Annotated in this window: 7 protein-coding genes and 1 pseudogene; 1 reads left to right on the forward strand and 7 read right to left on the reverse strand. The window is 62.8% G+C overall.

Features of this window, described 5'->3' with window-relative positions; translation table 11 throughout:
• Window positions 1-110: pseudogene (locus tag C5J24_RS31460) on the forward strand (IS5/IS1182 family transposase); the annotation flags it as partial.
• 65 nt (window positions 111-175) lie between these two features.
• Here the strand turns inward: C5J24_RS31460 and C5J24_RS31465 are convergent.
• From C5J24_RS31465 to C5J24_RS31500, 7 genes are all read right to left on the reverse strand, one after another.
• On the reverse strand, window positions 176-574 hold the full coding sequence (locus C5J24_RS31465; protein WP_105423678.1) for a RidA family protein: 399 nt from the start codon (window positions 572-574) through the stop codon (window positions 176-178).
• A 272-nt stretch (window positions 575-846) separates the two neighbouring features.
• Window positions 847-3,045: an EAL domain-containing protein gene (locus tag C5J24_RS31475; protein WP_105423682.1), complete on the reverse strand. Its 2,199-nt coding sequence runs from the start codon at window positions 3,043-3,045 to the stop codon at window positions 847-849.
• A gap of 119 nt (window positions 3,046-3,164) precedes the next feature.
• On the reverse strand, window positions 3,165-3,941 hold the full coding sequence (locus C5J24_RS31480) for a MetQ/NlpA family ABC transporter substrate-binding protein (protein WP_105423684.1): 777 nt from the start codon (window positions 3,939-3,941) through the stop codon (window positions 3,165-3,167).
• A gap of 74 nt (window positions 3,942-4,015) precedes the next feature.
• Entirely contained in the window at window positions 4,016-4,684 is a 669-nt protein-coding gene (locus C5J24_RS31485) for a methionine ABC transporter permease (RefSeq protein ID WP_105423686.1), read from the reverse strand.
• Window positions 4,674-5,714 carry a methionine ABC transporter ATP-binding protein gene (locus C5J24_RS31490; RefSeq protein ID WP_105423688.1) on the reverse strand — a complete coding sequence of 347 codons (1,041 nt, stop codon included), beginning with the start codon at window positions 5,712-5,714 and terminating at the stop codon, window positions 4,674-4,676. Before C5J24_RS31490 ends, C5J24_RS31485 begins: the two co-directional genes overlap by 11 nt.
• Before the next feature lie 313 nt (window positions 5,715-6,027).
• Window positions 6,028-7,431: a GH1 family beta-glucosidase gene (locus tag C5J24_RS31495; protein ID WP_105423690.1), complete on the reverse strand. Its 1,404-nt coding sequence runs from the start codon at window positions 7,429-7,431 to the stop codon at window positions 6,028-6,030.
• A 333-nt stretch (window positions 7,432-7,764) separates the two neighbouring features.
• On the reverse strand, window positions 7,765-8,870 hold a 1,106-nt coding region (locus tag C5J24_RS31500), incomplete at its 5' end, for a Gfo/Idh/MocA family protein (RefSeq protein ID WP_105423692.1).

The raw sequence follows: 8,870 nt of genomic DNA on the forward strand, positions 1-8,870 counted from the left end.
GAAACCGCCGGCTATGGAAAGACCCGGAAGCAACCATCAAGTCCGCCAAGGCCTTCCTTTATGCCGCATCCATCATGACCCTCGTCAGACGGATCGCACGCCCATCATGAATTCTCGGACGGACTCTGAGGTTCGCCCGCGCCAGACGGGCTGGCGCGAGCGGATCGTGGCTGCTTCAAGCCGCCTGCGGTATCCGGGCAATCACCTTGATTTCGAAATCGAAACCGGCAAGCCAGTTGACGCCGACGGCCGTCCAGGTCGGATAGGGCGGCTCGCCGAGCACCTTTTCCCGCACCGCCATCATGGTTTCGAATTGAGTCTGAGGATCGGTATGGAAGCTCGTGACGTCGACGACGTCCCGAAACGTGCAGCCGGCCGCCTTCAGGACGGCCTCCAGGTTGTCGAAGGCCAGTTGCACCTGACGTTCGAAGTCAGGCTCCGGTGATCCGTCCGGCCGGCTACCGACCTGGCCGGAAACGAACAGAAGGTCTCCCGAGCGGATGGCCGCCGAATAACGGTGCTGCTCATAGAGTGCGTGCCGACCGGCGGGAAAGATTGCCTCGCGTGGGCTCATTGTTTCATTCCTCTTTGGAAAGCCGGTTTCCGCAGCGCGATGCCACCGGGGATGGTGCACACGGCTTCGGCTTCATGTCCGGCCTTGGCTTCATCATACGGGCGTTTACATCCGCCGCGTACGCTTCCTATTTCAACATACGCCACGTATGTCAATTGGCATACGTGGCGTATGTGATTGAAACCATCAAGAGGAGGAGATAGTCACGCTGCCGGCGGAACGGATTTACGGATCAAGCCCGCGGATCGGTGCCCCGCGCCGGGCGTATGAAACTACGCCGCCCCGCTCATCCCGCCCGGCAAGCGGTTGCCGCGGTAGATGATGTCGATTTCCTGCGACGACATCGGCTTGCCGAACAGGTAGCCCTGCAACTCGTCGCAGCCGGTCAGGCGCAGTTGTATGGCCTGCGCCTCGGTTTCGACGCCCTCGGCCGTAACCGGGATTTCCAGCGAGCGGGCGAGCGCCACGGTCGCCTGCAGAAGATCGACGGCGCGGCCGCCCTCTTCCAGCGCGTGCACCAGCGACTTGTCGATCTTCATCCGGTCGAAGCCGAACTGGCGCAGGTACCCGACGCTCGAAAAGCCGGCGCCGAAATCGTCGAGGGCGATCTTCACCCCGAGCTGCTTCAGCTTGGCAAGCGCAGCGCGAGCACGTTCGGGGTTCTGGATGAAATAGCCCTCGGTCATTTCGAGCGTGATGCGGGAAGGATCGGCACCGGTCTTGCGGAACACCGAAGCGACGTGCAGGGCAAACGCCGGATCGCGGAACTGGCCGGGGGAGATATTGACCGCGAGCTTGAGCTCCGGCCACAGCGTCAGCGTCTCGCAGGCGCGGTGCAGCACGAACAGGCCGAGTTGGTCGATGAGGCCGGTCGATTCGGCGATCGGAATGAAGACGTCGGGAGATACGGGGCCGTAACCCGTGCGATGCCAGCGCGCCAGCGCCTCGACGCCGATGATGCGCCATGTCCTGGCATCGACGACCGGCTGGTAGACGACGTTGACCTCGCGGCGCTCGATGGCGATCCTGAGGTCGATCTCCAGCATGTTGCGCTCTTCGCGCTCGGCATCCATTTCCGGCCGATAATATTCGGTCCGGCCACGGCCGGTTTCCTTGGCGTGATACATGGCCATGTCGGAACGCCGCACCAGTTCCTCGCCGGAGACTTTGCCGCGCGGCGAAATGGCGACGCCGATGCAGGTGCCGATGGTGGCAACCCTTTCGCCGATCACGAAGGGCTCGCCGAAGAAGCCGAGAATATGATCGCTCAGCGTCTCCACCGCCCGGCCGATATCCGTGGCCGTAAGCGCGATGGCGAATTCGTCGCCGCCGACGCGGGCAAGGATCGCCGCCTGTCCGACCAGTGTCTTGAGGCCGGCCGCAACGCCGCGGATCAGCTTGTCTCCGGTGCCATGGCCATAGGCGTCGTTGACCTCCTTGAAACCGTCGAGATCGAGATAGAGCAGCGCCACGTCCTCGTTGCTGCGGCGGCTCTGGAGCACCAGCGCGTCGAGTGCTGCAAAAAAGCCGGCGCGATTGAGAAGCCCGCTCAGCCGGTCGCTCATCGCCAGATGCCGCGCCGCCGCCTCGTCCGCCTTGAGGCGGTTGAGCGTATTGCTGCCGCTGACGAAGAGCAGGAGGAAAAACAGGCCGACCATCGCCAGCGCGCAATAGACGAGCGGCCGGACCTGCAGATAGGCGGTATTGCCGGGCATGCGTGAATTCCAGACGAGCCGCTGCAGCGCCTTGCCGTGGATATTGCGGATCTCCACCATGTTGGGAACCGTATCGCCGGCACCGGCAAAACGAAGCCCCCCGATGACATAGGTTTCGGAGAGCTTCAGGATCTTCTTCTCGTCGAGATGGCGGCCAAAGATCAGGAACCGGCGCCCCTCGACGGGTTGGGTGAGTTCACCGGACTTCGGGCGGATGAGCGCCACGCCGACGGCCGCGACGCCGTTTTTGGTCCCCACGAAACCCACCGCCTCCGGCACGGTTCCGGCACCGGCACTGCTTGCCTTGTCGAACAGCGTCCATAGCGAGGTGTCGAAATAATTCTGCGGCGACCAGGTGACGGGGGCGCCGTCCTGATAGGCCATCAGAACATTGCGGTCCGTATCCATGACGAGCGCCACGTCGAAAAGATCGCTGTTGGCGGTCATGTCGCCGTAATTGCCGACGACCCAGGCATCATCGCCGGCATAGACGAACTGGGCAGCGTCGTCCCACGCCGCGTAGTCATTGAGCGTCGCATGCAGCTGCTCCTGGAACGTCTGGATCGCGCCCGAGGTCGTCTCGCGCGAGCGTTCGTCGTCGAGGCGATTGGCATAGTCGGTGATGCGGTCGAGCGCGGTCAGGATGAAGATCGTCACCAGCACCACGACCACCGCGAAGGCAAGCAGCATCGACGTCACGGCGGAGCGACGACCAAGTGTTGCGGAGCGGCGAAAGCGGGACGGAAGAAGCCGCATCTAAGACCTCGTGAAGCCCTACATCTTTCGCGGGTATTCCTTCAGATAGCGTTAAAGGAAAAGGCCGGCCCCCACGCTTGAGAGCCGGCCCACCAAGTATTTTCGAAAATTCTATATTATTACCAGGCGGCGATGACGGCGCCCTTGAACTGGGTGTTGACGAAGTCCTTCACCGGAGCGCTGTGATAGGCTTCCACGAGCGTCTTGACCCAGGCCGCATCCTTGTCCTTGGACTTGACGGCGATGATGTTGATGTAAGGGGCCTTTTCGCCTTCCTTGGCGATCGGATCGGTCTTCGGGTTGAGGCCGGCCTCCAATGCGTAGTTGGTGTTGATCACCGACGCATCGACGTCGTCGAGCGAGCGCGGCAGCTGGGCGGCGTCGAGTTCGGCAAACTCGATCTTCTTGGCGTTTTCGGTGACATCGGCGGGGCCGATCTTCAGGCCCTTGGCGGCGTTGACCTTGATCAGGCCCTGGTCGGCGAGGATGAGTAGCGCGCGGCCGCCATTGGTCGGATCGTTCGGGATGGCAACGGTGGCGCCCTGCTTCAGGTCGGCGAGGCTCTTCACCTTCTTCGAATAGACGCCCATCGGGAAGTTGACGGTCTGCGCGACGCCGACGATGTCGAACTTGCGATCCCTGACCTGGTTGTCAAGATAGGGCTGGTGCTGGAAGGAATTGGCGTTGAGTTCGCCATCGGCCAGCGCCTGGTTCGGCACGACGTAGTCGGAGAATTCGAGAATCTGGATGTTGAGGCCCTTGGTGGCCGCGACTTCCTTCACCTTTTCCATGATCTGGGCATGCGGGCCGGGGGTGACGCCGATCTTGATGTCCTCGGCAAGCGCCGGGCCAGCCGCGAAGGCGGCGAGTGCCGCAGCGATGATGAGCTTCTTCATAGTGTCTCCTTGGGTTTGCTTATACGCGCCAGTCTTCTTGGGTATGTCTTGGGAGGCTGGTTTTCGGAATGATTTCAGGTCTTGCGGTTGCGCTTGTCGAAGCGGCGGGCAAGTGCGTCGCCCAGGCTTTGGATCGCCTGGACAAGCACGATCAGCACGACGACGACGGCGAGCATCACATCCGGCATGAAGCGCTGGTAGCCGTAGCGGATGCCGAGATCGCCGAGGCCTCCGCCGCCGACCGCCCCGACCATGGCCGAATAACCAACCAGGCTGACGAGGGTCAGCGTCAGCGCCAGCGTCAGGCCCGGTTTGGCCTCGGCCAGCAGCACCTTGAAGACGATCTGCAGCGGCGTCGCGCCCATTGCGCGCGCTGCCTCGATCAGGCCCTTGTCGACCTCGCGGATCGCCGCTTCGGCAAGGCGCGCGACAAAGGGAATGGTTGCGACCGTCAGCGGCACGATCGCCGCATAGGTACCGATCGAGGTACCGGTGACGAGGCGCGTGAACGGGATGATCGCCACGACCAGGATGATGAACGGCGTCGAGCGCGCCGCATTGACGATCGCCCCGATGATGCGGTTCGAGGCCGGTGCGGGAAAAAGCTCGCCCTTGCCGCTGGTTGCGAGGAACACGCCGATCGGCAGGCCGATCAGTGCGCCGATCAGGCCGGCGACCGCGACCATCTGCAGCGTCTGGCCAAGCGCTTTCAGGAGCAGGTTGAAGAGCATGTCAGGCGACATAACCGAGCACCTCCGTGGAAAGACCGGTTGCGGCATAGAAGCGCTCGGCGCGTTCCGTGACGGCAGGATCGGCCGGATAGGCGACGACCAGCGAGCCGTAGGGTTCGCCGGCGATTTCCTCTATCGTGCCGGCGAGGATGTTGACGTCGGCGCCGAGTTCGGTGACCAGCCGGGCGGTCAGCGGCTGAAAGGCCGTCGAGCCGAAGAAGATCAGCCGCACCAGCACCCGGTCGCCGACAGACGGCTGCGGCTTCAGGTTCGAGCGGATCCATTCCGGCAGGTTGGTGCCGAGGGCCGCCGACAGAAGCGAGCGGGTCGTCTCGTGCTTGGCGCCGGTAAAGACGTCGAAGGTGCGGCCCGCCTCGACGATCTTGCCGCGGTCGATCACCGCTACGTCGGAGGCGATGGTCTTCACCACCTCCATCTCGTGGGTGATCAGAAGCACCGTGAGGCCAAGCTCGGCATTGATGCGCTTCAGCAGCGCCAGGATCGACTGCGTGGTTTCCGGGTCGAGCGCCGAGGTCGCCTCGTCCGAAAGCAGCAGTTTCGGTGAGGTGGCGAGCGCCCGGGCAATGCCGATGCGCTGCTTCTGGCCGCCGGAAAGCTCGGCCGGGTAGCGGTCCGATTTGTCGCCAAGGCCAACCAGATCGATCAACGGCGCCACCTTGTCGCGGATCGCCGTGGCGGAAAGCCCGGCGATCTCGAGCGGCAGCGCGACATTCTCGAACGCCGTGCGCGACGAGAGAAGGTTGAAATGCTGGAAGATCATGCCGACCTGGCGGCGCAGGTCCCGAAGCCCGTTTTCCGACAGGCCGCCCACCTCGACACCATCGACAACGACGTGGCCGGAGGTCGCTTTTTCCAGCCCGTTGACGAGGCGGATCAACGTCGACTTGCCGGCGCCCGACCGGCCGATGATGCCGGTGATCGCGCCACGTGCCACGGAAAGGTCGATGCCGTCGAGCGCGGTGAACTGGCTCTTGTCGTCGGCACCGCCGAACCGCTTGGTTACCGCCTCGAACGCCACCATCGGCCTTTCGGTTACCAAGGGAGACGGCGCGGTTTCGACCGCAGTATGAAGGATTGTCATTTCAGCTCTCAGATTTAAGTCGGATCATCCCGGCGACCGACACCGGATATTTATCGCTGTCCAGCTATCGGACGAGGCGGCACATTCGATGACAGGCGACTTTCCGGAGCATCTTGGTCGTTTTCCCAGAGGGCAATATCTAAGGCCGGCGGCCTTTTCGATGCCGCATAAATGCCCGGATGCGCCTGCGTTTGACAGGGATGTTTTTTCAATTATCTCGCAAAGCAGAAAAAATCTTCTCGCACCTGCGAAATCAACCCTGTTTATGGTTGCCCTTGGGGAATAACGAAGCGAGCTCGCGATACCACTTGCCGCTGTTCTTGATCGTCCGTTCCTGGGTCTCGTAATTCACATGCACGAGGCCGAACCGCATGCGGTAGCCCTCCGCCCATTCGAAATTGTCCATCAGGCTCCAGGCGAAATAACCCTTCATTGGGTAGCCGTCTTTGATCAGGTCGGCGACCACCGACAGGTGCTGGACATAATAATCCAGACGCGGCTGGTCATCCACCTCGCCGTCCGCCGGCTCCATATTGTAGCAGGCGCCGTTCTCGGTGATGTAGCAGTTCGGCAGGTCGTAGCGGCGGTAGAGATCCTCGACCAGCAGCTTCAGCCCCGGCGCATAGACTTCCCAGCCGATATCGGTCTTGACGTCGCTGGCGGGTTTGGCCTCGATCGTCCAGGGGAAATCGCCGCTGCGCGCGGGTTCGTCATGGACGCGGTCCGGCTTGTAGTAGTTGAGGCCCCACCAGTCGAGTTTCTGGTTGATGACCTTCAGGTCGCCGTCTTCGACGACCGGCATGCGGTCTCCGAGCGCTTCCAGGAATTGCTGCGGATATTCGCCCTTGAAAACCGGATCGAAGAAGGCGCCGTTGTGGAACTGGTGGGCGCGCTCGGCAGCTGCGAGATCGGCCGGGCTCTCGGAGCCGGCGATGATCGACGCGGCGTTGATGACGGTGCCGACCGGCACGTCCGGGGTCACATGCCGGATCGCCTCGACGCCGAGGCCGTGGGCGAGATTGACGTGGTGCATGGCGGCGAGCGCCGCCTGCATGTTCTTTTCGCCCGGCGCATGAATGCCGTAGAGGTGGCTGAGCCAGACGATGCACCAAGGCTCGTTGAAGGTGGCAACCGCATCCAGCCGGTCGCCGAGCCGCGCCATCACCACCTTGGCGTAACGCTGGAAGGCATAGGCCGTCGAACGTGCCGCCCAGCCACCCTCGCCCATCAGCGAAAGCGGCAGGTCCCAATGGTAGAGCGTCGCATAGGTCTTGATGCCGCGCGCCTTGCAGCCGTCGATGAGGCGATCGTAGAAATCCAGCCCCTTCTCGTTGATCCGCCCGGTGCCGTCCGGAATGATCCGCGGCCAGGCGATCGAGAACCGGTAGGCCTCGACGCCCATCTCCTGGATGAGATCGAGGTCCTCTTCCCAGCGATAGTAATGATCGCAGGCGACATCGCCGTTGTGCCCCTGATAGACCCGGCCCGGCATCTTCGAGAACGCATCCCAGATCGAGGGCTTGCGGCCATCCGCCTTGGTGGCCCCTTCGATCTGGTAGGAAGCCGTCGCGACGCCCCAGAGGAAATCGCCGGGAAACCCGGCCGCGAATTTTTCGGCGTCGGGCGTTTTGAGAATGCGAGGCTGGGGATTGCTCATCTTGGGATCGGTCATGAGGATGCCGCCATATCTGTTGCGCGAGGGGTCTGCCGGACCACCTTTCGCGGCGGTTTAACCAAGCGAGGCGCAGTTGTACAGATGAGAATTCTGAAACGTTGCAGGATCGCTGTCTGCTCCCTCCCCCTTGTGGGGAAGGATCTTCTTTTTCGTGAGAATCTTCTACAGGAAAACCCTCCCGCCTGCAGGCCACCCTCCCCACAAGGGAGGGGTAGGGATACCGCGCTTACCTCGGGCTACCTCTCCTTTGGCGAGAGGCGTTACAGAGTCATGATTTATTGCAGCCAATCATGAGGATGCTTGCTATTTAGTCGCCTAAAGCTTCACCCACGCCCCGTTCTTCTTCGAGGACGCCACGCACGCCTCGACGAACGCAACCCCCTTCACGCCGTCGTCGACGGTCGGGTAGATCACCGCCTTGTCGACCGCGACGCCTTGTCTGGCCGCGTTGATGGCGCGGGCGGCTTCCGTGTAGATGGTCGCAAAGGCTTCGAGATAACCTTCCGGGTGACCGGACGGAATGCGGCTGACGCGTCCTGCCGCGGCACCGGATCCGGCGCCGTTGCGGGTGATCAGGCGCTTCGGTTCGCCGAACGGCGTGAACCACAGATAGTTCGGATCCGCCTGCACCCATTCGATGCCGCCCTTGGTTCCGTAGACGCGGATCTTCAGGCCGTTCTCGTGGCCGGGTGCCACCTGGCTGCACCAGAGCATGCCCTTGGCGCCGCCCTCGTAGCGCAGCATCACATGGGCGTTGTCGTCGAGCCTGCGGCCCTCCACGAAACTGTCGAGATCGGCGGCGAGACTTTCAAGCGTAAGCCCGGTGATGAAGGCGGCGAGGTTGTAGGCATGCGTGCCGATATCGCCGGTCGAACCGCCGGCACCCGACTGGGCCGGATCGGTGCGCCAGACGGCCTGCTTGGCACCTGTCTGCTCGACCGCCTCGGTCAGCCAATCCTGCGGATATTCGACCTGGACGACGCGGATTTTTCCGAGTTCGCCGTTTGCGACCATTTCGCGGGCCTGCCGCACCATCGGATAGCCGGTGTAATTGTGGGTGAGGATAAACAGCGCACCGCTCTCGTCGGCCGCCTTCTTGAGCTTCTTGGCGTCGGCGATGTTGGACGTCAGCGGCTTGTCGCAGATGACATGGATGCCGCGCTTCAAAAATTCCTTGGCAGCCTCGAAATGCACGTGGTTGGGCGTCACGATCGACACCGCCTCGATACCGTCCTTCAGCCGCGCCTCGCGGATCGCCATTTCCTTGTAGGAGCCGTAGGTGCGCGACGGATCGAGACCGAGATCGCGGCCCGAGGCGATCGCCTTTTCCGGCGTCGACGACAGCGCGCCGGCGACGAGATCGAACTGGTCGTCCAGCCTTGCCGCCATGCGATGCACCGCCCCGATGAACGCCCCCGCCC

This window comes from Neorhizobium sp. T25_27 (assembly GCF_002968565.1).
GTDB lineage: Bacteria > Pseudomonadota > Alphaproteobacteria > Rhizobiales > Rhizobiaceae > Neorhizobium > Neorhizobium tomejilense.